Source organism: Sinorhizobium medicae (genome assembly GCF_007827695.1).
GTDB lineage: Bacteria > Pseudomonadota > Alphaproteobacteria > Rhizobiales > Rhizobiaceae > Sinorhizobium > Sinorhizobium medicae.
The window spans coordinates 125,441-150,184 of sequence record NZ_VITA01000014.1 but is presented as its reverse complement, the minus strand read 5'-3'; the positions used below and the strand labels follow the sequence as shown (position 1 = coordinate 150,184).

20 protein-coding genes and 3 pseudogenes are annotated in these 24,744 nt (G+C 59.5%); 10 read left to right on the top strand and 13 right to left on the bottom strand.

Features of this window, described 5'->3' with window-relative positions; translation table 11 throughout:
• Positions 1-529 precede the first annotated feature (529 nt).
• Positions 530-739, bottom strand: coding sequence for a hypothetical protein (locus tag FB009_RS22580; protein ID WP_011970409.1), 210 nt, complete (start codon positions 737-739; stop codon positions 530-532).
• 225 nt (positions 740-964) lie between these two features.
• Complete coding sequence (locus FB009_RS22570; RefSeq protein WP_018210452.1) at positions 965-1,975, bottom strand: LacI family DNA-binding transcriptional regulator; 1,011 nt, start codon at positions 1,973-1,975, stop codon at positions 965-967.
• A 208-nt stretch (positions 1,976-2,183) separates the two neighbouring features.
• Here FB009_RS22570 and FB009_RS22565 point away from each other — a divergent pair, with 208 nt between their 5' ends.
• The 8 genes from FB009_RS22565 to FB009_RS22530 all read left to right on the top strand — a co-directional run bounded on the left by FB009_RS22565 (position 2,184) and on the right by FB009_RS22530 (position 13,226).
• On the top strand, positions 2,184-4,112 hold the full coding sequence (locus FB009_RS22565) for an ABC transporter substrate-binding protein (protein ID WP_011970411.1): 1,929 nt from the start codon (positions 2,184-2,186) through the stop codon (positions 4,110-4,112).
• Between the two features lie 103 nt (positions 4,113-4,215).
• A complete protein-coding gene (locus FB009_RS22560) occupies positions 4,216-6,330 on the top strand; it encodes a family 10 glycosylhydrolase (protein ID WP_127581525.1) in 2,115 nt (704 codons plus the stop codon).
• Positions 6,331-6,357: 27 nt separating this feature from the next.
• A complete protein-coding gene (locus tag FB009_RS22555) occupies positions 6,358-7,344 on the top strand; it encodes an ABC transporter permease (RefSeq protein ID WP_101806571.1) in 987 nt (328 codons plus the stop codon).
• A gap of 9 nt (positions 7,345-7,353) precedes the next feature.
• Positions 7,354-8,529: an ABC transporter permease gene (locus FB009_RS22550; protein WP_011970414.1), complete on the top strand. Its 1,176-nt coding sequence runs from the start codon at positions 7,354-7,356 to the stop codon at positions 8,527-8,529.
• Positions 8,530-8,541: 12 nt separating this feature from the next.
• The gene (locus FB009_RS22545) at positions 8,542-10,254 is read left to right on the top strand and encodes an ABC transporter ATP-binding protein (RefSeq protein WP_011970415.1); all 1,713 of its coding nucleotides are present in this window, start codon (positions 8,542-8,544) and stop codon (positions 10,252-10,254) included.
• Between the two features lie 12 nt (positions 10,255-10,266).
• Entirely contained in the window at positions 10,267-11,052 is a 786-nt protein-coding gene (gene otnI / locus FB009_RS22540; RefSeq protein WP_127581528.1) for a 2-oxo-tetronate isomerase, read from the top strand.
• A gap of 3 nt (positions 11,053-11,055) precedes the next feature.
• Entirely contained in the window at positions 11,056-11,907 is an 852-nt protein-coding gene (locus tag FB009_RS22535) for a 2-hydroxy-3-oxopropionate reductase (RefSeq protein ID WP_024324966.1), read from the top strand.
• A 38-nt stretch (positions 11,908-11,945) separates the two neighbouring features.
• Positions 11,946-13,226 (top strand): glycerate kinase type-2 family protein, encoded by a 1,281-nt coding sequence (locus tag FB009_RS22530; protein WP_127581531.1) that lies wholly within the window; start codon positions 11,946-11,948, stop codon positions 13,224-13,226.
• Positions 13,227-13,510: 284 nt separating this feature from the next.
• Here the strand turns inward: FB009_RS22530 and FB009_RS32815 are convergent, their stop codons facing one another.
• The 4 genes and pseudogenes from FB009_RS32815 to FB009_RS22510 form a co-directional block, all read right to left on the bottom strand.
• The gene (locus FB009_RS32815; RefSeq protein WP_162305159.1) at positions 13,511-13,882 is read right to left on the bottom strand and encodes a hypothetical protein; all 372 of its coding nucleotides are present in this window, start codon (positions 13,880-13,882) and stop codon (positions 13,511-13,513) included.
• A gap of 160 nt (positions 13,883-14,042) precedes the next feature.
• The gene (locus tag FB009_RS22520; protein ID WP_011970420.1) at positions 14,043-14,468 is read right to left on the bottom strand and encodes a DUF6130 family protein; all 426 of its coding nucleotides are present in this window, start codon (positions 14,466-14,468) and stop codon (positions 14,043-14,045) included.
• A gap of 92 nt (positions 14,469-14,560) precedes the next feature.
• Positions 14,561-14,968: an organic hydroperoxide resistance protein gene (locus tag FB009_RS22515; protein WP_011970421.1), complete on the bottom strand. Its 408-nt coding sequence runs from the start codon at positions 14,966-14,968 to the stop codon at positions 14,561-14,563.
• 21 nt (positions 14,969-14,989) lie between these two features.
• Positions 14,990-15,732 (bottom strand): annotated as a pseudogene (locus FB009_RS22510) (SDR family NAD(P)-dependent oxidoreductase).
• A 538-nt stretch (positions 15,733-16,270) separates the two neighbouring features.
• Here FB009_RS22510 and FB009_RS22505 point away from each other — a divergent pair.
• Positions 16,271-16,492: a DUF2798 domain-containing protein gene (locus FB009_RS22505; protein ID WP_011970423.1), complete on the top strand. Its 222-nt coding sequence runs from the start codon at positions 16,271-16,273 to the stop codon at positions 16,490-16,492.
• A 143-nt stretch (positions 16,493-16,635) separates the two neighbouring features.
• On the opposite strand, the gene FB009_RS22500 is transcribed toward FB009_RS22505, so the two are convergent.
• Positions 16,636-17,553, bottom strand: a complete 918-nt coding sequence (locus FB009_RS22500) for a LysR family transcriptional regulator (RefSeq protein ID WP_011970424.1) — start codon at positions 17,551-17,553, stop codon at positions 16,636-16,638.
• Positions 17,554-17,820: 267 nt separating this feature from the next.
• On the opposite strand from FB009_RS22500, the pseudogene FB009_RS22495 reads away from it, so the two are divergent.
• Positions 17,821-18,790: pseudogene (locus FB009_RS22495) on the top strand (DMT family transporter).
• Between the two features lie 393 nt (positions 18,791-19,183).
• Here FB009_RS22495 and FB009_RS22490 read toward each other — a convergent pair.
• From FB009_RS22490 to FB009_RS22465, 6 genes and pseudogenes are all read right to left on the bottom strand, one after another.
• Complete coding sequence (locus FB009_RS22490) at positions 19,184-20,410, bottom strand: bifunctional alpha/beta hydrolase/OsmC family protein (protein WP_011970426.1); 1,227 nt, start codon at positions 20,408-20,410, stop codon at positions 19,184-19,186.
• 201 nt (positions 20,411-20,611) lie between these two features.
• Positions 20,612-21,118 carry a peptide-methionine (S)-S-oxide reductase MsrA gene (msrA, locus tag FB009_RS22485; RefSeq protein WP_011970427.1) on the bottom strand — a complete coding sequence of 169 codons (507 nt, stop codon included), beginning with the start codon at positions 21,116-21,118 and terminating at the stop codon, positions 20,612-20,614.
• Positions 21,119-21,562, bottom strand: coding sequence for a peptide-methionine (R)-S-oxide reductase MsrB (msrB, locus tag FB009_RS22480; protein WP_011970428.1), 444 nt, complete (start codon positions 21,560-21,562; stop codon positions 21,119-21,121).
• Positions 21,563-21,670: 108 nt separating this feature from the next.
• A complete protein-coding gene (locus tag FB009_RS22475; RefSeq protein ID WP_011970429.1) occupies positions 21,671-22,546 on the bottom strand; it encodes a LysR family transcriptional regulator in 876 nt (291 codons plus the stop codon).
• 211 nt (positions 22,547-22,757) lie between these two features.
• Positions 22,758-22,958 (bottom strand): annotated as a pseudogene (locus FB009_RS22470) (hypothetical protein); the annotation flags it as partial.
• Positions 22,959-23,139: 181 nt separating this feature from the next.
• On the bottom strand, positions 23,140-24,729 hold the full coding sequence (locus tag FB009_RS22465) for an ATP-binding protein (RefSeq protein WP_011970430.1): 1,590 nt from the start codon (positions 24,727-24,729) through the stop codon (positions 23,140-23,142).
• Between the last annotated feature and the right edge of the window lie 15 nt (positions 24,730-24,744).

Genomic DNA, 24,744 nt, shown 5'->3' with positions numbered 1-24,744 from the left:
GCGTCAGTCGCTTTCGCATCCTCTGATTCGGGGAGGGGTTGGCAAATGACCTCGTACCGGGTGGCCGGCAACACAACCGCTGAGTCCCTGTCTTGAAACGGCGGGCCCGCGATAGCATCTAACGTCTTCCACCGAAAATACTGGCCGATGACCGCGACATGATCGTCGCAGGTCGCGGCCATCCGGTGACGAGGGCGCTCCGTCATGACGACGTCGAGCGCCCTCTGTGTGTCCAACGACAGGTTTCCAATGCCAGAAAAGTCGCTTGTCATCTTCCTGCACGGCACGGGCGCGTCCGGAGCACAGCTCATGCCGCTGGCGTCGTCATGGCGGTCTCGGCTGGCGGCAGCGCGTTTCGCGGCGCCGGATGCGCCTATTCACCGACGCGCGTTTTCTGTAGTTGGCTTGAGCAAATGAATTCGGGCGTTCACAATACACGCTCAAGCGCAATCATCGCCGCGTTGTTGACGAGAAGGTCAAGCCTGCCGAATTCCGCCCTGATGCGGTCCGCCGCGGCGGCGATCGGAGCCTAGTCGGTCACGTCGATCTGGATGGCAATCGCGCGGCCGCCGATCTTTCTGGTCGCAGCCTCGCCCTTTTCGATATCGCGTGATCCGAGAAGGACGGTGCCATCGGCGGCGAGTTCCTTGGCGACCGGAATCCGACGCCCTGATTGGCCCCTGTGATCAGGGCGATACGCTTGCGTCCGACATGGCTTTTCCTTTCGTCGTTGGGCCAATCAGATCTAGCCGGAGCCCCGCCTCGGGTTGAAGCGGGGTCGCGTGTGCTACGGTATTTGACTGGCAGGGGAGATTTGGCAGCAGTTCGCCGAGGCCGGTTCGATGGAGCATTTCGCGACGAAGACGATCCGTCACTGCAAATCCGACTTCGGCACCTCTCAAGAAGTAGCTTAATGGCTTGATGTCGGGCCAATGATTCGATTCCGTCCAAGACCCCGCTTCTTTCATTTTCGTCTGTCAAGGCTCTTTCCGTGCTTCGGAGCAGGCCCCGATGATCGACGCTCAACGAAGGTAGATGCAATCAGAATGCGTCTGGCAGGCACGGTGTTGCCTTGTGTTTCAATGCGCTCTAGCAGAAGCCGCAACGCTGTCGCCCCCATTTCAAGTCCTTGCACTTTGATGGTGGTTAGCTGTGGCGATATTTGCGTTGCGGCAGAAAAATCACCGAAGCCGACAACGGACATGTCTTCCGGAATGCGGTAACCCCGCGCTAGGAGCTCCGAAACGGCGGTGAGAGCCAGTCCGTCATGCGCGCAGAACAGCGCCGTTGGCGCAATTCCCGTCGTCTGGAGAGATTGAAGCGCCGGAATGAAGCCCCCGTCCTCCTTGAAGTGCAGATTGTGCAGCCGCGCATCGGGATACTGTTCGATACTTTCGCGCAGACCGTGATATCGCTCCATGCGGCCGCGATACCCTTCCTCCCCTTGGAGAAAGGCGATGTCCCGATGGCCGAGGCCAATCAGGTATTCGCCAACTGCAATCCCTGCCTCGTGGTCGGTGCCGCCGACATGATCGGCCTGTTCGAGGGGGGCGACCCAGCCGAGACGCACAACGGGAACGCCGGAGGCTCTCAGGATGTCGAGCGTTTTCTGTTCGTGAGGACCGACCAGGATGATCCCGGCACTATCCTTGACCATGGCTTCCACCCGATTGGCATCATGCGTCCATTGAAGCCTGACCGGCTGGCCGAGCCGATGCGCTTCGCGCTGCATCCCGTCTTGCAGCATCGTTCGCAGCTCATAGCTGACACTGTCGACTTGATCATGGAAAATCAGGGTGACTTCACGCCGCTCTTCTGCGGGTTTTAAGCGTTGATAGCCGAGTTGTACGGCGGCATCCTGCACGCGTTTTCGCGTGGTGTCGCTGACCCCCGGCTTTCCCGAAAGGGAGCAGGAGACAGCGAATTTGGACAGGCCTGTGTGATCAGCGATGTCCTGCAATGTGATCCGGCTCATCATCATCTCCCGTCGTCAGACCACTTCCGGCAGTCCGGAAACAAAATTGAACATAACGCTTTACCTAACAAAAAGCATAATACAAGCTGTAAAAATCAAACGGAAGCAAGCTACGTTTATGAAGCGAATTATTTGAAGGAAGGCGTGGCAGAACCGATCCTGAGGAGGGGAGGCCATCCTGCGACGATTTGATTGGAGGAGGAAATACATGCAAGAATTCAGCCGTCGCGCGTTTCTCTTTTCGAGCACCGCCGCCGTTCTACTGCCTGTAATGCCAATGATTGCACTGGCCAACTCGGCCAAAGAGCCTGCCATGTTGGAGGCGCTGGCCAAGACGGGCAGCCTGCCAGCCGTTGCGGACCGCTTGCCGCTCAACCCGATGGTCGTCACCCCGCTGGATCGGGTGGGGACCCATGGAGGCGACTGGAACAGTGCAATCGTTGGCGGGGGATCCCTGTCGATGCTGTTCCGCTATCAGGCTTACGAGCCTCTGTTAAGGTATGCGCCGGATTGGTCGGGCGTGGTGCCAAACGTTGCCGAACATTACGAAAGCAATGCCGACGCGACTGAGTTCACGTTCAGGCTGCGCAAGGGCATGAAATGGTCGGATGGCGAGCCCTTCACCACGGAAGACATCCTGTTCTGGTACGAGGATATCTTCAACTACGAGGGGCTCAACGATGTCGGGCAGAACCATCTGCGCGCCGGAGGCAAGAAGGCGCGCTTCGAAGCTGTCGACGACGTCACGTTCAAGGTGATCTTCGCAGCACCCAATGGACTTTTTCCCCTCCGGCTCGCATGGGCGAACGACGATCAGACGACGCGGGCACCGAAGCATTACCTCAAGCAGTTCCACATCAAGTACAATCCAAATGCCGAAGAGGAAGCCAAGACCAAGGGCGCCTCGGGATGGATCCAGCTTTTCCAGCGGGAAGCTGGTCTCGTCGTAGACAACGAATTCTTCCAGAACTCGCAGCGCCCGGTCATTCATGCCTGGAAGGTGGCCATCGCGCCCGGTCAGAGTACCGACCGTGCCGTTGCCGAGCGAAATCCCTACTACTGGAAAGTCGATACCGAGGGCAATCAACTGCCTTATCTGGATCGGATCGTCTACCAGATGGTTTCCGATCCGCAGGTCCTACTTCTGAAGGCGATGCAGGGCGAGATCGATTTGATGGATCAGTATATTGCCACGCCTGCCAATCGTGCCGTGCTGTACGATTCCCAAGAGCAGGGCAGATTTGGATTCTACACGCTGACCTCAACCGAAACAAACGAGATGGTTTTCCAGCTCAATCTCAACCACCCCAATGAGGTCAAGCGCAAGCTCTACAACAACAAGGACTTCAGGGCAGCGCTCTCAATGGCGCTCGATCGCCAGGCCATCATCGATACCGTGTTCATCGGACAGGGAACGATCTCGCAGCCTGCCGTGCGAGCGGACGATCCGCTCTACAACGAACGCCTCGCAACGCAGTACACGCAATACGACCCCAATCGCGCCAACGCTCTCCTGGACAAGATCCTGCCGAGCAAGGATAGTGAAGGTTTCCGTCTCGATGAAGGCGGAAAACGGGTATCGATCATTTTTGAAATCGATCAGGCGCGCGCCACCTTCCTCGACATCTTCCAACTTGCTCTGCCGATGTTCCGGGCTGTCGGCGTTGATGTCCAGATGAGAAGCATGGACCGCTCGCTTTGGGAAGTGCGCGTGCGGCAGGGTATCGAGTATGACGCGACAGCCCATCGCTTTGGCGGCAATGGCGGCATCGCGGCAATCCTTGACCCGCGTTATTTCATTCCCAATACGACAGAAGCGCTGTACGCGAAAGGTTGGCAACTCTGGTATCGAGATTCGCAATCCCAGGGTGCGGTGGAGCCACCGCAGCCCGTCAGAAACGCCTTGGCTCTCTACGATCGGGTGCTCGCTTCGGCCGATCCCGATGTGCAAAAGAAGCTCATGGCCGAGATTCTGGAGATCGCTGCCGACCAGTTCTATGTGTTCGGAATCTGCCTGCCCGCCGACAGCTATGGGGTGGTTAAAAACGACATGCAGAACGTCCCCGAGGCGATGCCGAACTCCTGGGGATATCCGACGCCCGGACCTGTCAATCCCGAGACTTTCTTCAAGGTCTGATCACTCCGTCTCGTCCCGGTCCTGACAAGGACTGGGCGGGCACTCCAAACCTGTTGCACGTGCCTCACGGCGCGCCGGCACTCTACTGCCATGGAAAACCCAAATGCTGCATCGACCAAACGCAATCACCGGTTCCACCGCCCGTTCGCCTGAATGGTACAAGTCGGCCACCCGCTGGACGCAACTGACTTTCGCGGAAGAGGATCCGGACAAATATGATCCGGAATTCTGGATCGACGTGTTCCGGCGCACGAAGTCGAACGCGGTGTGCCTTTCGGCTGGAGGCTACATCGCCTATTATCCGAGCGAAATTCCGCTGCATTACGTATCGAAGTTTATCGGCGGAACCGATCCGTTCGGAACCATCGTCGAGGGCGCACGTAAACTCGGCATGCATGTCATGGCGCGCGTCGATCCGCATGCGATCCATGCGGATGCGGCAGAGGCGCATCCGGAGTGGGTGGCGATCAACCGGGACGGCAGCCCGCGCGAGCACTGGGCATTCCCCGGCATCTTCGTCACCGACGCACTCGGAAGCTACAACCGCAATTTCACCACCGACGTCATCCGTGAGATTGTCGCCAAATACGATATCGACGCAGTGTTCGCCAATCGCTGGCAGGGGCATGGCGTCTCCTATAGCGAAGACAATCAGCGACGATTCCGGGACGAAACGGGCTACGACCTGCCGGCGAAGGCAGATGCCAGAGATCCTGCTTGGCAGGCATGGGCCGCATGGCGGAGACGGATCCTGACGGACCTCGTAGTCCACTGGGACGAAACCGTGAAGTCCATCCGGCCTCACGCCAGCTTCATTCCTAACATGAGCGGCTCGTCACTGATGGAATTCGACCTGTCGCTCATCCAGAAGCATTGCCCGATCCTCTTCGTCGATCATCAGGCGCGCCAAGGTATCGAGGTCGGCTGGTCGGCCGGCCGCAACGGCAAGCGCATTCGCGGCACATTTCGTGACCGCCCGGTTGGGCTGATCACCTCCATCGGGCCGGAGGAGGAATATCGCTGGAAGGATTCCGTCCAGAGTGGGGAGGAAACCAAGCTGTGGATCCATGACGGCATGGCGCAGGGCCTGTTTCCCTGGTTTACCAAATTCAATGCCTGCGTTCCGGACGATCGATGGGTTCAGCCTGTCGTGGATGCGTTCAATCTTCATGCGGACATCGAACCGCAGATCGACGGAATGGCGCCGACGGCCGAAATTGCCATCATCGATCCGTCGACGACGCTGCGGCACTGGGCACCGGAAGAACGGCACATCGCCGAGCACAATGATCTCGGATTCTATCACGCGCTGGTGGAAGCGCGCATTCCATTCGAATTCCTCTCGGACCAGGTGATGACAGCCGAAGCGCTGGATCGCTTCAAGCTGATCGTGCTGGCAAACGCAACCTATTTGTCCGACGCGCAATGCTCTGCCATCGAAGAGTATGTCAATCGCGGCGGTTCGGTCGTCGCGGCAAACGAGACCTCCCTCTATGACGAAGTGGGAAGGCAAAGGAGCGATTTCGGGCTGGCACGGGTCTTCGGCGCAACGCTGACATCGGCTCCCCGTGGTCCGGTGAAGAACACCTATGTCGCACTGTCCAACCCGCATCCGTTGAACCGGGGTTACGAGGGAGCCACTCGCATAATTGGCGGGACACGCCTCATTGCCGTCGATGCGGATGCGAAGGCAGAGACGCCGTTCCTCTACATCCCCGATTTCCCCGACCTGCCGATGGAGGAAGTCTATCCGCGCGAAGCGCCGGAGGGGGCTGCCGTCGTCGCACGCGAGACCGGCCACGGCGGCCGTGTTGTCTACATCCCGTGGAATATCGGCGAGGTCTTCTGGAAGGTTCTTGCCCCTGATCACGGGCGGCTGATCGCCAACGCCGTCAACTGGGCCATAGGTAGGGATCATCGGGTTCGGGTGGAAGGCAAGGGGATCATCGACATCGCCGTTTACGAGAGCGACGATGCGACGGCGATCTTCCTCGTTAATCTCACCAACCCAATGATGATGAAGGGACCCCTTCGTGAGGTCTATCCGATCGGCAAGCAGACGGTGTCCGTTGCGATGCCGAAGGGTCGAAGGTCCGCCTCGGCGAAGCTGCTGGTCAACGGCGATAAGTGTGAGTGCTGCATCGTCGGCGATCGGGTCGAGATCCAGGTGCCGTCCATTGAGGCGCTCGAAACCGTTCATATCATCTGGCAGTCGTAAGCCGAGAATACGCAGCGGGAGGAAACCATGCTGGCTTATGTGGCAAAGCGCGTTCTTTACATGATCCCGACATTGTTCGGCATGTCGTTGATCGCCTTCATGATCATCCAGTTGCCGCCGGGCGACTACCTTACGTCGCTGCTGTCGACCATGGCCGATGGCGGACAGAACCTGGATGAAGCGACAATCGCGCGGCTGCGGGCCCAGTATGGCCTCGATCAGCCGGCATATGTCCAATATTTCGTTTGGATAACAGGGATCCTGACGCGCGGCGATTTCGGCTACTCGTTTGAGTGGAACCAGCCGGTGTCCACCCTGATCTGGGACAGGATGGGATCGACGCTGCTGATCTCGCTGGCGAGCCTGCTGCTAGTCTGGGCGATCTCCCTTCCCATCGGCATCTATTCGGCTGTGAGGCGCCATTCGTTTGGCGATCACGCCTTCACGCTCTTGGGCTTTATTGGATTGGCGGTGCCAAATTTCATCATGGCACTCACCCTCATGTATACGAGCTACCGGTTTCTTGGTCAGAGCGTCGGCGGCATCTCCTCACCGGCCTTCGTGGATGCGCCGTGGAGCCTTGCAAAGCTGCTGGACATGCTGAGCCACATGTGGATCCCTGTGATCGTTATCGCCATGTCGGGTACGGCTGCGATGATCCGGATTCTGCGGGCGAACCTTTCCGACGAATTGAGCAAGCCCTACGTGGTGACCGCGCGCGCCAAAGGACTGCCCGAACGCGAGATGATCCTCAAATATCCGGTCCGCATCGCGCTCAACCCGTTCGTCAGTTCGATTGGCTGGGTGCTGCCCGACCTCGTGTCCGGCGTTACCATCACTGCCATCGTCCTCAACCTCCCGACCGCCGGCCCTTTGCTCCTGCGGGCACTCGTCGGACAGGACATGTATCTGGCGGGCAGCTTCATTCTCTTGATGGGTGTGTTGACGCTGGTGGGGATGCTGATCTCCGACATCCTTCTGGCGGTGCTTGATCCGCGTATCCGGTTCAACTGAGGGCGCGCCATGTCGATCAATACACAGTCTGTTTTCGTCATGGAAACCGGTCCTGCCGTCAGCCCCCTGAATTCGGGTGGCAAGGTGGTGACCTTGGAAGCCGCCGGCCAGTGGACGCTCATTTGCAAGCGCTTTCTCCGTCACAAGATAGCGGCCTTCGCCGCGGGCATCATTCTGGTGCTCTATCTGATCGGTGCTTTCGCCGAGTTCTTAGCACCCGGTCTGCCGAACGCGTCGAGGCCGCAATATACATTTGCGCCGCCTCAGAGGATCTCGCTGTTTACACATACGGACAATGCCGGTACGCGATTCCTGCCCCACGTCAAGGGTTACCGGATCGAGATCGAGCCCAAGGCCCTTCGCCGCAGCTTTGTCGTAGATGAGGCCAAGATCATTCCGATCGGCTTCTTTGTCAAAGGCGCCCCATACAAGCTGTGGGGCGTCATCCCGATGGAAACCCATCTTGTCGGACCCCTAGACGCACGCGAGCCGATGTATCTGCTGGGCTCCGATCGCCTCGGGCGGGATCTCATGAGCCGCCTGATCTACGGAACCCGCGTCTCCATGTCGATCGGCCTGGTGGGGGTGGCGATCTCGCTCACGCTCGGCGTCGTCATGGGAGCAGTTTCGGGTTATTACGGCGGCTGGGTCGACACCCTGATCCAGAGAGTCATCGAGATCGTCAGCGCCATGCCGACCATCCCTCTCTGGCTGGGACTGGCAGCCGCCATCCCGCTCAGCTGGTCTCCGCTGTCGGTGTACTTCATGGTCACGCTCATCGTTTCGCTGCTTAGCTGGACGGGACTGGCGCGAGAGGTGCGCGGACGATTTTTCGCGTTGCGCGGCGATGATTTCGTCACGGCCGCAAGGCTTGACGGAGCCGGTGAGCGCCGGATCATTTTCCGTCACATCCTGCCGTCGCTCACCAGCCACATACTCGCCGTCGTGACGCTCGCAATCCCGACGATGATCGTGGCGGAAACCTCGCTGTCATTCCTCGGCGTCGGCCTGAAGCCGCCGGTCGTCAGCTGGGGCGTGCTGCTGCAGGATGCCCAGAACGTGCGCACCGTCGCAACCGCGCCCTGGCTGCTGATCTGGCCGAGCCTTGCCGTGGTTCTTGCTGTGCTCTCCTTCAATTTCTTCGGCGACGGACTGCGCGATGCAGCCGATCCCTACGATACTTGAGAGGAAGGTTAGATGACAAAGCCCGACACGCTGCTCTCGGTGCGCAATCTCTCGATTGATTTCCACCTGCGCACGCACGTGCTCCACGCGGTGCGCAACGTCAGCTTCGACCTGAAGCGCGGCCAGACCATGGCTCTCGTGGGCGAAAGCGGCTCGGGAAAATCGGTGACCGCGCGCGCCTTGATGCGGATCATTGATAAGCCCGGCCGAATGATCGGCGGCCAGATCCTGCTCGACGGCCCGAATGGCCCTGTGGATGTGGCACGCTTCAAGGAAGGCAGCCGCGAGGTGCTCGCCATCCGTGGTGGGCGGATCGGGTTGATCTTCCAGGAGCCAATGAGTTCCCTGTCGCCGGTCCACACTATCGGATCGCAGATCGTCGAAGCGGTGCGCCTGCATCGGCGGGTGTCCAAGTCGGAGGCGCGCGCCCGCTGTGTCGAACTGCTGCGTCAGGTCGAGATCCCGCAACCAGAGCTAATGGCCGACCGGTATACCTTCGAGTTTTCCGGCGGCATGCGGCAAAGGGCGATGATTGCGATGGCGCTCGCCTGCGATCCGCAGGTGCTTATTGCCGACGAGCCGACGACGGCGCTCGACGTGACCACTCAGGCAGAAATCCTCGACCTCATCAAGCGGCTGCAGGACGCACGCGGCATGGCAATGCTGCTTATCACCCACGACATGGGCATCGTCGCCGAAGTCGCGGATGACGTTGCCGTCATGCGCTTCGGCAAGATCGTTGAACAGGGGCCGGTTGACGACATATTCCACGCCAGCCAGCACCCGTATACGCGCCAGCTTCTCGACGCGACGGTCAAGCTCGAAAGCGGCGCGGCGATCCGTGCTTTGCCGGCATCGCTGACACCGTCCGTCGAGCCAGTGCTTTCTGTTCGCAATCTCACCAAGATCTACGGCGCACCCTCGCGCATGTTCGCGCGCAGCGGCGGCCGCGGACTGGTGGCTGTCGATGATGCCAGCCTCGACCTCTTCCCGGGCGAGAACCTTGGCATCGTCGGCGAAAGCGGCTCCGGCAAAACGACGCTTGGACGCATGATCCTGCGCATTGTCGAGCCGACGTCCGGGACCGTGACGTATCGTGCCGATGCGACGTCTGCACCTGTCGACGTCACCGCGCTCGGCAAGGTAGATCTGCGGCGCTACCATCAGGATGTACGGCTGATCTTTCAGGATCCCTTCGCGTCGCTCAATCCACGCATGACCGTGAAACAGATCATCGGCGATCCGCTCGTCATCTCCAAGGGCATGTCCGGCAAGGCCGTGGAGGTACGGGTTGCCGAACTTATGGGCAAAGTGGGTCTGGACCCGCTCGCCATGGAGCGCTACCCGCACGCATTTTCGGGCGGTCAGCGCCAGCGCATCGGCATCGCCCGGGCGCTTGCCCTCAATCCCACGGTCATCGTTGCGGACGAAGCGACATCCGCTCTCGATGTCTCGATCCGCAGCCAGATTCTCGATCTTATGATCGACATCCAGAAGCAGTTGCATCTCAGCTTCATCTTCATCTCCCACGACATCTCGGTCGTGCGCTATTTCTGCGATCGCGTCGCCGTCATGCACCGGGGCAAGATCGTTGAAGTCGGTGATGCCGAAACTATCTGCACCAACCCGTCGCAGCCCTACACGAGGCGGCTGATTTCCTCTGTTCCAAACCCGGATCCCCGCAACAAGCGCATGCTTCACCGCCTGCGCACAGATCAAGTCTAAGGGCCATCCAATATGCCGAAGTTCGCAGCCAATCTCTCTATGCTCTATACGGAGCATTCATTTATCGAGCGGTTTGCCGCCGCCTCTGCCGATGGCTTCAAGGCAGTCGAATATGTCAGCCCCTATGAGGAGACGCCGGATGCCATCGCAGTCGAACTGAGGCGGAACGGACTAACCCAGGCCCTGTTCAATCTTCCAGCCGGCGACTGGTCGGCAGGCGAACGCGGCATCGCTTGCCTGCCTGATAGAGTCGAGGAATTCGAGGCATCCGTCGACACGGCGATCGCCTACGCCCAGGCGCTCGACTGCTGCAAGATCAATTGCCTTGCAGGAATCGCGCCCGCTGGCATGGAGCCGGACGTGGCCGAGGCGACGCTCGCCGACAATCTCAGATATGCCGCAGAGCGACTGGCCGCTGCCGGGATATCGCTGGTCTTCGAACCGATCAACACCCGCGACATTCCCGGTTACTTTGTAGCAACGACTGATCACGCCGAGCGGATAATGGACCGGGTCGACCACCACAATCTGCTGATCCAGTATGATTTCTATCATATGCAGATCATGCAGGGCGATCTCCTCTCCACCTTCGAGAGACTGCAAAGGAGGATCGGCCATGTCCAGATCGCTGACAATCCCGGCCGCCACGAGCCGGGCACCGGCGAGATCAACCACGGTTTCATTTTTAAGCGGCTCGACGAGCTCGGCTACGAGGGCTGGGTGGGTTGTGAATACAAGCCTGCAGTCGGCACGCGCGCGGGTCTCGATTGGCTTAAGATGTTACAGCAAGGGAATTAAACAGTGAGAATCGGATTTATCGGGCTGGGCGTCATGGGGCGCCCGATGGCGCAGCATCTGATCGTTGCCGGGCATCAGCTCTACCTCTATCGGGTGAAGCCTCGATCGGCTCATCTCGTCGAAAGCGGTGCGACGGCCTGCACGTCCGCGTCGGAGGTGGCGCGGTCGGCAGAGGTCATTATTCTCATGCTTCCCGACACGCCGGACGTCGAACACGTCCTGTTCGGCGAAGACGGCGTCCTGGAGGGTGTCGAACCCGGCAAACTGATCATCGACATGAGTTCGATTTCGCCGCTGGCGACCAAGGACTTTGCCGCCCGCCTCGACGCCCGCGGATGCGAGTATCTCGATGCGCCGGTATCGGGCGGAGAGGTCGGCGCCAAGGCTGCCTCCCTGACCATCATGGTCGGCGGAAAGCCGGAGGTCTTCGGGCGGGCCAAACCACTATTTGAGAAGATGGGCAAGAACATCACGCTGATCGGGGGCGTCGGCGACGGTCAGGTCGCCAAGGTCGCGAATCAGATCGTCGTTGCCCTGAACATCCAGGCGGTATCGGAAGCGCTGCGGTTCGCTGCCAGGGCTGGAGCCGATCCCGCCGTCGTCCGTCAGGCGCTTATGGGAGGGTTTGCAGCATCGCGGGTCCTCGAAGTCCACGGAGAGCGGATGATCAGCGAATCCTTCGAGCCAGGTTTCCGCATTCGCCTGCATCACAAGGATCTGTCGCTGGCGCTGGACTCGGCGCAACTGCTGGAACTTATGTTGCCAAATACCGCAATGGTGCACCAGCTCATGAATGGCGCGTTGGCCAAGGGTCTAGGTGACAAGGATCACTCGGCGTTGATTGAGGCACTATGAGGCCTCCATTTCGGCCCGACCGATGAAAGCAACCGGCAATGATAGCAAACCCCCGTCTGTTCCTGACGTCATTGTATGAGGTCGCCGTGCAGGCCGCGGATCCGATCAATAGGATCAAGGATCTCCTGCCGACTCCGCCTTTGAGCGGGCGCGTGGTCGTTGTCGGTGCCGGAAAGGGTGCGGCCCAAATGGCGCGTTCACTGGAGGAACTTTGGGATGGTCCACTGAGCGGTGTCGTGGTGACACCCTATGGCTACGAATGCAACACTAAGCGGATCGACGTGATATCGGCAGCCCATCCGGTCCCAGACAGGGCCGGCTTGGAGGCGGCCCAGCGGCTGAAAGCCACTGTGGCGAATCTGTCCAGCGAGGATCTAGTGCTGGCATTGATCTGTGGCGGGGGCTCGGCTCTTCTGCCAGCACCGCCACCAGGATTCTCGCTTGTAGACGAGATTGCCCTAAACGAGGAATTGTTGGCGTCGGGGGCTCCAATCTCAGCGATGAACCTCGTGCGCAAGCATTTTTCCACTATCAAGGGTGGAAGGCTTGCGGCGCTGACGAAAGCGCGAGTTGTTAGTTTCGTGGTATCCGACATCCCCGGAGACGACGCGGCGCTGGTGTCTTCCGGCCCGACGATTCCCGGCCTAGGTATCCGTCGTGATGCTTTGGAGATCATCGACCGGTACCGACTGAAGCTTCCGCGACGAATGCTTGATTTTATTGGCACTGATGTTGCCGATGCACCCCAGCCAGCGGACGCGACCTTCGCTTCCCATAGCCATCACCTCGTTTCCTCTGCCCGAATTTCGCTCGAAGCGGCGGCTGAGTTCGCGCGTGCATCCGGCGTCAGACCAGTGGTTTTGTCTGATTGCCTTGAAGGGGAGGCGCGAGATGTTGGACGCGTACATGCGGCTATCGCGCGTGAAATTGCTTTGTACGACAGCCCGTTCACCAAACCTTGTGTTTTGCTGTCTGGCGGCGAGACAACCGTGACCTTGTCATCACGTGGCGGCAAAGGCGGACGCAACGGAGAATTTGTTCTGTCTCTCGCGCTCGCCATCGATGGTCTCGATGTGTTCGCGCTCTCCGCTGATACCGATGGTATAGACGGCTCAGGTAACAATGCAGGAGCGTTTGCAGACGGGCGCAGCGTCAGGCGCTTCGTCGCCCATGGCATCAATGGTGACGCAGCACTGGCAGCAAACAATAGCTATTCCGCCTTTTCTGCCGTCGGGGACCTGTTCGTGGTCGGACCTACCGGTGTCAACGTCAACGATTTCCGTTCAATCCTTGGTGCGTTAGCGGCTTGGCGCAGGTGAGCGATGGAACAAGACGCATCGTTAGCAGGGTGCGGTTGGTCAACAGCAGGAAGTTCGGTAGCCGCCAAGACAACCGGCGGCAACGAAGTGCTCGTTCGCGCCATCGACAGCGGTTGAGATTAATCCGATGTTCAACTTTTAAGGATATCGAGTGAGCACATTGCTTTCGATTTGCGTATATATTGATGAGCGAATTTCAGAACAAAGCTATCAGACTTATGGCCTCCTATGACGGAGACGCTTCAATAGGCAACCTCGCACTGCGCCAACGAAACCTTCTGTTGTCAGCCCTGGAGCTGTACCGCATTCTCGGAGGGTCGTTTGAGCAACTCGAGGCAGCCATAATGCAAGATCAGGCGAGTGCCCTTCGGCGCGTCGATCTTGTCGTTGGCGATCTGATGATGGAATTGGCGGCCATCTGTCACATACACGACATGGACATCATGCAGGCCGGCCACAATGCGCTCGACAAGCTGACTTGCGAGGACCAGATCTAACTGTTCCGACACACGACGGACTGAGCAGCGTTTCGGCGCGCCGATGTGCCGATCACCTTGAGGCCTGTCGAAAGCGCTGATCTTTGGATCAAGTCCTTTCAACTCGCAAACCCAACTTGTCGCTTGCCAACGTCGGAGCGCAGAGTTTCTGCCCGCCATCTTGAAAGAATCCTTCGGATGGCCGGCATTGTGGCAGAGGTCAACGGTTCAGATCTCTTGTCCATCTTCGACAAACAACCCGAGTGCTTGAGCGCTCGCCAATTTGAGCCCGCCGCCCAAGCTGGGAAAAGTGGAACTGGTCATCACACCAACTAGACGTCTAAAGGTGTGAGCTGTCGATCGCGGGTACGGTGAATTTCACAACCTTTCCGCCTAGCACTTGATGTTCTGGCGTGGCGATTTCGATGAGCACTTTGTGTTCGCCTGGCGGCAGCCCGGTCAGGACGATCGCGCCAGTGCCGCCTGCATCGGCCCGCCGCCACGGCAGATCGTCGATGCTGACATGGAGGTGCCCAGCTCGCGGTGAGATATCGGTGGCGCCAGCGCCAAAGATGGGCAGGATGCGGAAGTTCTCGGCCCGATAGGGAATGATGGCCACGCCTCTCGTAATCAGCGGTCTCGGAAGGGGCTGATCCACGAAGAGCTTGGGTGCAGGCTCGTTCTTGATCGGCAGGAATTGTGTGGCTGCATGTTGCGGCGTTTGCGCGTAGATGGGTGTGCCCGCGGCGAGCAGGATCGTGGTCATGACAAAATCCCGCAGTGGTCGCGCCGGTCACGACCGACATATCTCGGAGCGCCGGAGCGATTTTGGGTTGGAGGGTCTTGATCGGACACCGATCAAACGACGTTGAGCTCGACGGCGATGTTGCCGCGGGTGGCCTTGGAATACGGGCAGAGCTGGTGGGCGCGCTCGACCAAAGACTTGGCGAGGGCCGTCTCAATGCCCGGCAGCTTTGCGTTCAGCCGTGCCTGCAGCACATAGCCGTCGTCATTCAAGACCAGGTCGATCTCGGCATTTATCGCAGCGTCGGCGGGCACGCGGAGCTGGCGCTCGGCAGCCGCCCTTGCGATTGCGCCTAGGAAACAGGCGGACCAGCCCGCCGCGAAGAGCCGTTCGGGATTGGTGCCCATGTCCGAAGAGCCCGGCGACGACAGTTTGATATCGACACGCCCGTCGGAACTGCGAGACGCGCCCTCGCGGCCGCCCGTGGTGTTGGTGTTGCCAGTGTAGACGACTTTCGACATTGAGATGTCCCTTGTTGAATTTCAGCCGGCGAGATAGCGAGCTGCCGGTTTGTTGGTAGACAGATTTCCGGCCATGGCCTGCCGGGCGGCTTCGTAGACATCCCACTGCGTGACATCGTGCAGGCTCGGTATGGTGACGAATTCTTTGCGGGAGAGCCCCAGGAGCGCCGCATCGACGAGGGCACCGGCCGGCATTACGATTTCCTCCGGCAGGTAGGCGACCGGCAGACCGGCGGCGTCCCAGAAGTCGGTGGCGGTAGCTCCCGGAAGGACGACCTGAACGTGGACATTGCTACCCTCGAGCTCCTGCCGGAGGCTCTGGCTGAAGGCGAGGACGAACGCCTTGCTGCCGCCATAGACGCCGTTCAGCCTTTCAGGCGTGATCGCCACGATCGATGCGATATTGATAATCGTTCCTCGCCCGCGTGCTACGAAGCCGGGGACGGCGGCATGGGTCAACCGCACCAGCGCCTCGACATTGAGCGCGATCATCGCGCTCATCGCGTTGGCGTCGGATTGAAGCAACGGAGCGGTTGCTCCCACGCCTGCATTGTTGATCAGCATGGTGATCTCGGCGTTGTCGGTGATCAGGCTGGCGACGCGATTGACGTCATCGGCCAATATCAGGTCGGCAGTGATGGTCTCGATGGTTGGCCTGTCTGCTCACGGATCGAACGCGCGATCCGCTCCAACCGCTCAGCATTTCGGGCGACGATGCCGCTTGAGGCCCCGGTAACGACGGCCGTTCCCATTTTCTCAGCCATGGCATTTCCTTTCGGTTTTTGATGTACGCCGCCCGGACCAATGCGATTGTGGGCTGCGAGACCGGAATATGAGCTTGGGAAAAGTTGCGCGGTAGCAGGCGAAAACGAGAGTGAGCCTCTCGTTCTCGATCAGGGACTCTTCAGGTAGCGAGTAGCGGGATCGCCGTTGACGATGTCGAAAAAGCTGTGCGTTATGGAAATTTCGGCTTCGAAGGAAGCGCGCGAGCGCGCCGGGGCGGTCGGCGCGAATTGCGAGCAGCACGGGATCATACCCACGGCGTGCCAGGGGATCGGCCTAGACCAGGCCAATCGCACAGGACGGATCAGTGATGAGAGCTTTGGGGCGCGGTCGCGATATGACGGGTGTCCTTTCGCGATCGGTCTAACGGTTTCCTCGCAATTGAGAACTTGCCGGATTCAAGAGGCTGCCTCTCGCGTTCCCCCGCTACCGCCGGTGCCGACGTTGCGCGATCTTCGAAGCCATAATTCGGGATCGTAACCCCCTGAGGCGATCCCCATTCGAAGCGGGGAGACCGACATGGACACGCATTTCAAACGCAAGATCGCCTTCGCCTTGTCGATGGGTATCGTAACGACAGGGTTGATCTCTTTCACATTGCTCGCGCTCAATCTGGGCTTTTCAAGCGGGTTTGTCCTGACATGGCTCCGCTCGTGGAGCATCGCCTATCTCATCGTTATCCCCGCCATCCTGCTGGTCGGCCCGCGCCTTCAAGCGCAAATCGACCGCGTTGTCCGTTGAAGCGGCCAAGCTGGAGCTACTGACATGAGGAAATGGGGGTAGAACTCGCCGAACGGCTCGGGGCCGAACTTTCAATTCTCCCTGACACTGGCCATTACCCGCATCTCCAGAAGCTGGTGAGGACGGTCGAGGAAGTACGCTCTTCATTCCGGTGACGGCGCATCGCAATACTTGCTGCAAGCGGCGCGAAGCCGGGGGAGCGTCCAATCGATGAAGGCACGCACTTTGAGAGCGAGTAGCCCCTGACGCGAGTAGACGATGTGGATCGGCTTGGGCCTACCGCCGTACTCCCTCAAGATCTGCACGAGCGCGCCCGAGGACACTTCCTCCGGAACCTGGTAGTCGAAGAGGCGGGCGATCCCGGCTCCATTTCGGGCGGCCGTGACGCAACTGGCCGCCGTGTTGACTTCGATTCGGCTGCGTGGCATCGCCTCGACAGACTTCCCGTCGACCTCGAAACTCCAGAAGAACGACCGGTTGTGGAACATGATTCCGTCATGCTTGGTGAGCTCTGTGGGATGGTGGGGAACGCCATGCCGTTCGAGATAGGCCGGGCTTGCGCAGGTCAACAGGCGGAACTCGCCGGCCTTGACGGCGTAGAGCGTACTGTCGGCCAACTCGCCAAGTCGGATGGCGACGTCGACCTGCTCGTTGGCGAGATGAACAGAACGGTCGAGGGACAGGAGGTTCAAAGTCACCTCCGGATGCTCGTTCATGAAGTCGAGTGCGATCGGCAGAACGTACCGGTGGCCAAACTCGATAGGCATCGTGATGGTGAGCAGTCCCCGTGGCCTTTGATATTCGCCTGAGGCCCTGCGTTCGACCTCGTCCAGATCGGCGATGATCTTGCGTGCCGCATCGACATAGTCGCGGCCGGCGTCGGTAAGCTGCTGCAGGTTGCGGCTTGTTCGGATGATGAGGTTTGCGCCGAGATATCGCTCCAGATCGGCGACCTTGCGGCTTACGCTCGGCAGCGGCGCATTCAGCTTCCGGCTGCCCGCCGACAAGCTCCCGGCGTCAACCACCGCAAGCAGAACCCGCATTGCATCAAGCCGATCCATAACGCCCCCACGGTTGAAAGCCTCGATGTTGAGGATATGAGAAATCAGTTCTGCTGAACAGGCGAAGCCATCTGGTGAATCGTGCCCGGATCATGGTCCGATCGGTGCTCATGGAGAGGGTAGTTCTCATTTTCGCTGAGTACCGCGACAGGCTCGCGGCAGGTTATTTTGCTCGTTCGATCAAGGGTCTCGCTTGGTTGCTAACCAAAGCCGTCGGCGTCGCCAAAAGCTAATTTCCAGTGACGCAACCTCGAAAGGGATGCCCCCATGAACAGGGTCTTTTATGTTGGCGTGTCAGCGGCTCTCTTTGCGGCCTTTGCCTTTTTCGCTCAACTTCGTTGTGCCCTTCATCATCGGTGACTATTCCACCTTTGATTTTGCGCTAGTCCGGCACGTCGTTTCTTCGCTCGTCGGGCTTTACATCTTGATTTCCGAGAAGGACGTCATGCGCCACCTCACACTTCGAAACTGCCTGAAAGCCATCTGGCTCGCTTTCGTCGGATACGTCGGCTACTTTCTGACGGTGACGGGAGCGGCCATCTTTGCCGGCCCAGTCATCGCTCCCGCCTTTCTGGGTCTCGTCCCGATTGTATCGATGGTCATCGGTAATCAGCGCCAGGGATCAATGCCATGGCGATTCCTTATGCTGCCTTTGGCGCTGGTGCTGGTCGGCCTCGTTTTTGTCAATGGCACGGCATTCACGGCCGAAGGATTGAACTCTGTCCAATCGGTGTGGACTGGCGTGCCGCTATCGCTCGCTGCCGTGGGCCTTTGGGTCTGGTTCGCCCTTGCCAATCAGGCTGCACTCGCCGCCCGACCAGAAATGCCCTCCGGTGTGTGGTCAGCGCTGATACTGGTCGGAGGCGGCGTGTTGATGCTGGCGTTTTATCCTGTCGGTGCCTCGATGGACCTCTTCAAGCTTCCAACATTGGGATTCGGCTGGAGTGCCGCGGGCAGCCTATATGCTTGGGGTGTGTCCTTCGCGCTGCTGGCAACCGTAGGCGGCGTCTGGGCCTGGAACGTTGCATCGCGGAGCCTGCCGGTTGCCTTGGTCGCGCAATTGATCGTCTCGGAAACCGCCTTCGGTGTCATCGGAGGACTTCTCGTACATGCCCGCTGGCCAACCCCGATCGAAGTGGCTGGGGTGGTTGTGCTGATCGCCGGCGTTGTTCTGTCAGTGCGGATTTTCTACGATCGCCAATTCGCATCGGGAAAGACATTGCTTGCGCACGAGTGACCTGCTGCGCGCAGGATCAATGACAGGCACTGGCATCGGATATGAAAATCACGTCCAACGCAGCGCCCGCATTGCCGCGAAGCTGCGGTTAGCAGCGAGAAATGCAGGGTCGACAGTTCGACCCATTCAAGGCGAGGGGTAGGAGTCGACATCCGGGACAGGGCCGCATCCTGCCGGCTTCCGATCGTCTCAGTCGGCGTAAGCGGAAGCGGTGGGCAACTTGCTGAGTGACAGCAGTACGCGCCAGAGCCGACTCTTCGAAAAGAGCGGAACGCCAAATATTCCAAAGAGGAGCTGCTTTTTTGGCCTTTGCATCGTCGTCGAGACGCGCGAGACATGCTCGCCATGAACAGATCATCGAAGTTGGTGCTAACGTCCTGTCTCTTGGGCACCTTACTTCACGACCGTTTTTATCTTCGTCACTGCTTCGAGCGTGCGATGGACCGGGCACTTGCCGGCGATTTCGCCGATCTTCTCGCGAAGCTCCTCCGAGACCTCGCCATCGATGGAAATGACGCGCTCGAAACGATCGATCCTGCCGCTGCCACTGCGTTCCAGCTCGGTGCACTCCTCGCAATCCTTCGCATGAGTCTTGGCATGCGAGACGTCGACGGCGATGCGTCCGAGCTTCAGCTGCTTGTGGCCGGCATAGAGGCGCAGCGTCATCGAGGTGCAGGCGCCAAGTGCGACCGCCAGGAAGTCGTAGGGCGATGGTCCGGAATCAAGCCCGCCCACGCTTTCGGGTTCATCGGCGAACAGCCGATGCCCGCCAGCCTGAACAGCGTTCTGAAACTTTCCTTCGCCCGTTTCCCTCACGCGGACATATTCGATCGGCCCGGTGGCTTGCGGCGTGTCGGCGGCAAGATAGCGTGTCAGCCATTCCGAAATGATCCGTCCGGCAAAGGCCGCATCCTCACGGTCGGTGAGCAGGTGGTCAGCCTTGTCCAGCGAAATGAAGCTTTTCGGATGCCTCGCCGCGACGAAGATCTCGGTGGCGTTCTCGATCCCGACCGTATGGTCCAGCGGCGCGTGAAGGACGAGGAGCGGTCTTTTCAGCCCCGCAACAGCATCCTTGATGCGGTGTGCACGCGTGTCCTCGACAAACTGTCTTTTGACGAGAAACGTGCGCCCGGCGAGATCGACGTCGGCCTCGCCGTTCTTCTCGATCTCGTCGAGGCTCGCTCCGAAGTTCTTCAATACGTGGCCGACATCAGCCGGCGCGCCTATGGTGGCTACGGCGCGCACTTCCGGAATGTCCCCGGCGACGGTGAGGACCGCTGCACCACCGAGCGAGTGGCCGATCAGCACCGCTGGCGCCTCATAGTGTTGGCGTAAATAGTCCGCGGCTGAAAGAAGGTCGGCAACGTTGGAGGAGAAATTCGTTGAAGCGAATTCGCCTTCGCTCGATCCCAGCCCCGTGAAATCAAAACGCAGGACAGCGATGCCTTCACGCGCAAGCTCCACTGCAATCCGGCGTGCTGCCGCCAGATCCTTGGAACAGGTGAAGCAATGGGCAAAAAGCGCGTAGGCGCGCAAAGGCCCATTTGGCAGATCAAGGCGGGCGCTGAGCGTCGCGCCTGAATGACCGGAAAATTGGAGCCGTTGCGTTTTGAATGCCATGGTGACGACCCTCCGTTGCAGATAGTTATTCTACATCTGCAACGGCTGCGGGCTAGGCGGAAGTCGTCATCGTTCGAATTCCTGGTGAGCGTAGCTCGCGTAGCGCAGCCGGTAGCGGGGGAACTGCCCGAGTGTTTTCCGAGGAGCCGGCGTATCCGCAAGGCCCTCGGAGTTGCTTGAGATCACGAAAATCGCCGCCGTTTACTCGGCCGCCGACCGCCGGGGTAGGACCCAGTCGGGGCGCGGGAAATGGCAAGTGTAGCCGTTGGGGTAGCGCTCCAGGTAATCCTGGTGCTCCGGCTCCGCCTCCCAGAAGTCTCCCACCGGCTCGACTTCGGTCACGACCTTGCCCGGCCACAGGCCAGAGGCCTCGACGTCTGCAATCGTCTCCTCGGCTATTCGCTTCTGCTCGTCGTCGACGTAGTAAATCGCCGAGCGGTAGGAGGTGCCGATGTCGTTGCCCTGTCGGTTCTTCGTAGTCGGATCGTGGATCTGGAAGAACAGCTCCAGAATCCGCCCGTAGCTGATCCTCTCGGGATCGAAGATGATCTCGATGCCTTCGGCGTGCGTGCCGTGATTGCGGTAGGTCGCATTCGGCACGTCGCCGCCGGTGTAACCCACGCGGGTCTCGATGACGCCGGGGAGCTTGCGGATCAAGTCCTGCATCCCCCAGAAGCAGCCACCAGCCAAAACAGCTCTCTTGGTCATTCAGATATCCTCCACCTGGTTGATATAGCCGCCGTAGCCCTCGGCCTCCATTTCCTCGCGCGGAATGAACCGCAGTGCGGCGGAATTGATGCAGTAACGCAGGCCGCCCCGATCCTGAGGGCCGTCGGGAAACACATGGCCGAGATGGCTGCCGCCATGAACCGAGCGGACCTCGGTGCGGATCATGCCGTGCGACTTGTCCCTGAGTTCGTTGACGTTTGCCGGTACGATCGGCTTGGTGAAGCTCGGCCAGCCGCAGCCGGAATCGAACTTGTCGGCCGAGGCGAACAGCGGTTCGCCTGAAACGATGTCGACATAGATTCCCGGTCTTTTGTTGTCAGTGTACTCCCCGGTGAAGGGGCGTTCGGTGCCATTCTGCTGGGTCACCCGATACTGTTCGGGCGTAAGCTTGCTGACCGCTTCGTCAGTCTTTCTATAGGTCATTGCCTTGTCTCCGTTGCTGCATCGGTTGCGTGAATATGGCGAATGGTCATGAGGATTCCCAATATCGGATGTGCATAGATTCCATAGCCGCGCTACGGTTGCACCCGCTCACGACCAGTCGCGCCGAGCCGCCAGCTGCGCGATCTTGCGGATCTCGAGCGGCGTGCCGGAGCCGGAGACCGTCACGAATACCAGTTCGCGCGCCAGGGAAATCCCTTTGACCGGGCGGGTAACGATGCCCTGCACGACGATGGACCGCTCGGGCATGATGCAGATCGCACGGCCCTCGGCGACGACCTGCTGCACCCAGTCCTCGCGGTCGGCACTGAAGCGCGGCTGCATGACCGCGTCATGGTCCATCAGGTGCTCGGTGATCTCGGTGTGAAACTCGCAGGCTAGCCGGTCGACATAGGGATAGGCGGCGATCGCCTCGGTGCTGACGACATCCTTGCGCGCCAGCGGATGGCTCTCCGCGCAGGCGAGGAGGAACGGCTCGCGAAAGAGCGGCACGACGTTGAGCTTGGGGTTGGGACGCGGCGCCCGCGGCAGGATACAGGCGTGATACTTGCCCGAAAGCACTTCGTTCGCGCCTTCGCCGGCCAAAAGCTGATGCATGTTGATTTTCACCGAAGGAAGCTCGTCAAGCGCGTCGTCAAAGAATGCGGCAAATGCGGCAGGGCCGATGGTGGGAGCGACAGCGATATCGAGAATACGGCGCCGGCCGAGCACCGTGTTTTCGGAATGCTCGCGCACGTTTCTAAGCGCGAGCTCAATGCGCATGAACTCGGCCTGAACGTCGCGGCCGAGCGAGGTCAGGCGGCTGTCCTTGCCGTCGCGATAGATCAGCGGACTGCCCAAGTCTTCCTCGAGGCGCTGGATTGCCCGCGTGAGACTGGGCTGGGAAACCCCGCTTCGACGCGCGGCTTCGGTGAAATTCAATGTTTCGGCCAGATTGAGAAAGTACCTGACCTGATTGATGTCCATGGATCGGTCTCGCTTGGCTTGGGTTGAACGGCCATGATCTCGGCAAGCGAGACACTGGCAGCTGCCGGACACCGGTTGTCACCCCGGTGCCGTTTGAATGCAAGGGCAGCCGGAAGGCGTTGGGAAAGCGCGGGCCTCCGCAGATGAACTGCGGGTGGGCGGGTCCGCGCTTCCTCAGGGGGGCGGCGCGTGGTCGAGTGATTTCCCACACTTACGCTCCAACCATCTCCGCTTCAGGCGCCTCGATCGGCCGGACGGCCGGATCGGGTGAATGCTCGGCCAGGAATTTCTCGGCTTCCAGGGCCGCCATGCTTCCCATGTCTGCAGCGCTGATTGCCTGAAGGAATACCGGGTCGATGACATTGCCGGCAGCCAGCACCCCGGGAACGGTAGTTTTCGTCGACCAGGAGCCATCCCACATTTCGCTCCCTCGCTGGCTCATGTAACGTCGGCAATCTCGAACAGCCAGTCACCAGCCGCTTTACAGCTTTACACCAGTCTCCCACATAGGAACTGCACGCACACGCAACGGCCACCGCAGCCACTAGATGAGTTCCGAGTTATCAAATTCCGGGGAGCCATACAGGAGAACGTTACTCATCCCCGGCGAACAACTTGCTTATCTCATCCGCAAGTTGCGACTGACTATATGGTTTTCCAAGCTTGGGAAGATCGATACCCGCGCCTGATGGAAGTTCCGCATACCCAGATGCGACAAGAATTTGCATTTTCGGTGCAAGCAGTAGTGCGGCGCGAGCGAGTTCGGCACCATTCATTCCAGGCATCGAGTAATCGGTGATCATAAGATCGAACTCGTTACCCGCCTCAAGCAGCGCCAAAGCCGCTTTGCCCGAATTGGCTTCAGTTACAGTATGTCCCAAGTCCACCAGCATATCGACTGAACTCATCGCGATAAGTGCGTCGTCGTCTACCAACAAAACTCGTAGCAACTTTGCGGTTTCGGATGATGCGACCGGCGGTTTGACCGGTTCGTCAAGCGTGGCCTCTGAAGTCGCCGGAAACCACAACTCAGCGGTCGTACCTTCGTTGAGTACGCTAGTAAGTTCCAGCGCGCCGTTCATTTGGACCGCAACACCGTGGATCATTGAGAGTCCGAGCCCCGTGCCTTTACCCGGCCCCTTGGTTGAGAAAAACGGATCTATAGCTCTCTTGAGGGTTGCCGCGTCCATGCCATGGCCCGTGTCCGAAACCGAAAGGACAAGATATTCGCGTGCACACAACTCGCCTCGCGTGGCAGAGAGACGTTCCTGCCTCACAGAGAGCACCAGCTTTCCGCCGCTTGGCATTGCATCTCTCGCGTTGATCGCAAGGTTAAGCAGCGCCAGTTCGACTTGGTTGGCATCTATCAGCGCCCTGGGTAACTGCCGTGGCAGGTGCTTCTCGAGCTCAATATTCTGGCCTATTGATCGGATCAAAAGATCATCCATACCAATGATGAGACCCACCATATCTGTGGGTCTAACAGTCAGGTCCTGTCGGCGTCCAAATGCGAGTAGCCTCTGGGTAAGTGCCGCCCCTCTTTGCGCCCCTCTCGTCGCCCCTTCAAGGAGACGGGCTGCATTCGGGTCGTGAGAGACATATTTAGATAGCAGGCCAAGATTGCCGAGCACTGCCATGAGGAGATTGTTGAAGTCGTGGGCAACGCCGCCAGTCAACTGGCCGATGGCTTCAAGTTTTTGAGATTGCCGCAGTCTCTCTTCGGCATCTTCGCGCTGTGCAATCTGCTCAGAGAGAACTCTGTTCGCGCGCTGCAATTCTGCAGTGCGTATCGCCACGCGCTCCTCAAGCGTCTCATTGAGGCGACTGATCTCCTCAAGCCTGGTACGCGCTTCAAACTGCCTACGCCGTCCCTTCATAGCCGAGCGAGCGACGCTAATGAATGTTGTGGGGTGGAAAGGCCGCTCGAGAAAAGTGACGTTGCCGAGTGATTCTGAAAGTCGGGCACTGGAATGGCGATCCGGCCCCCCACGCGAAGTGAGGATGATAAAGGGGAGGTCCGACCAGCTCGGCTGATTTGCCAGCAATGTCGAGATCCTCCCGATATCCCGTCCCCGCAACACCTCCTCAGTCAAGACGACGAAGGCTGTATCGTCATGGATTGATGTTGCTAAGGTCTCTAAATCGGGAATTGAAATCGAGGGCACCGCGGCTTCACTTAGCATTGAGACAGCCAGCTC

Excerpts from the sequence above, each read along its gene's own strand:
- FB009_RS22500 (WP_011970424.1), bottom strand. The coding sequence starts at position 17,553 with ATGGATCGGCTTGATGCAATGCGGGTTCTGCTTGCGGTGGTTGACGCC.
- FB009_RS22570 (WP_018210452.1), bottom strand. The coding sequence starts at position 1,975 with ATGAGCCGGATCACATTGCAGGACATCGCTGATCACACAGGCCTGTCC.
- FB009_RS22530 (WP_127581531.1), top strand. The coding sequence starts at position 11,946 with ATGATAGCAAACCCCCGTCTGTTCCTGACGTCATTGTATGAGGTCGCC.
- otnI (WP_127581528.1), top strand. The coding sequence starts at position 10,267 with ATGCCGAAGTTCGCAGCCAATCTCTCTATGCTCTATACGGAGCATTCA.
- FB009_RS22565 (WP_011970411.1), top strand. The coding sequence starts at position 2,184 with ATGCAAGAATTCAGCCGTCGCGCGTTTCTCTTTTCGAGCACCGCCGCC.
- FB009_RS22545 (WP_011970415.1), top strand. The coding sequence starts at position 8,542 with ATGACAAAGCCCGACACGCTGCTCTCGGTGCGCAATCTCTCGATTGAT.
- FB009_RS22555 (WP_101806571.1), top strand. The coding sequence starts at position 6,358 with ATGCTGGCTTATGTGGCAAAGCGCGTTCTTTACATGATCCCGACATTG.
- FB009_RS22520 (WP_011970420.1), bottom strand. The coding sequence starts at position 14,468 with ATGACCACGATCCTGCTCGCCGCGGGCACACCCATCTACGCGCAAACG.
- msrB (WP_011970428.1), bottom strand. The coding sequence starts at position 21,562 with ATGACCTATAGAAAGACTGACGAAGCGGTCAGCAAGCTTACGCCCGAA.
- FB009_RS22560 (WP_127581525.1), top strand. The coding sequence starts at position 4,216 with ATGCTGCATCGACCAAACGCAATCACCGGTTCCACCGCCCGTTCGCCT.
- FB009_RS22465 (WP_011970430.1), bottom strand. The coding sequence starts at position 24,729 with ATGCTAAGTGAAGCCGCGGTGCCCTCGATTTCAATTCCCGATTTAGAG.
- FB009_RS22490 (WP_011970426.1), bottom strand. The coding sequence starts at position 20,410 with ATGGCATTCAAAACGCAACGGCTCCAATTTTCCGGTCATTCAGGCGCG.
- FB009_RS32815 (WP_162305159.1), bottom strand. The coding sequence starts at position 13,882 with ATGGCGGGCAGAAACTCTGCGCTCCGACGTTGGCAAGCGACAAGTTGG.
- FB009_RS22515 (WP_011970421.1), bottom strand. The coding sequence starts at position 14,968 with ATGTCGAAAGTCGTCTACACTGGCAACACCAACACCACGGGCGGCCGC.
- FB009_RS22550 (WP_011970414.1), top strand. The coding sequence starts at position 7,354 with ATGTCGATCAATACACAGTCTGTTTTCGTCATGGAAACCGGTCCTGCC.
- msrA (WP_011970427.1), bottom strand. The coding sequence starts at position 21,118 with ATGACCAAGAGAGCTGTTTTGGCTGGTGGCTGCTTCTGGGGGATGCAG.
- FB009_RS22505 (WP_011970423.1), top strand. The coding sequence starts at position 16,271 with ATGGACACGCATTTCAAACGCAAGATCGCCTTCGCCTTGTCGATGGGT.
- FB009_RS22475 (WP_011970429.1), bottom strand. The coding sequence starts at position 22,546 with ATGGACATCAATCAGGTCAGGTACTTTCTCAATCTGGCCGAAACATTG.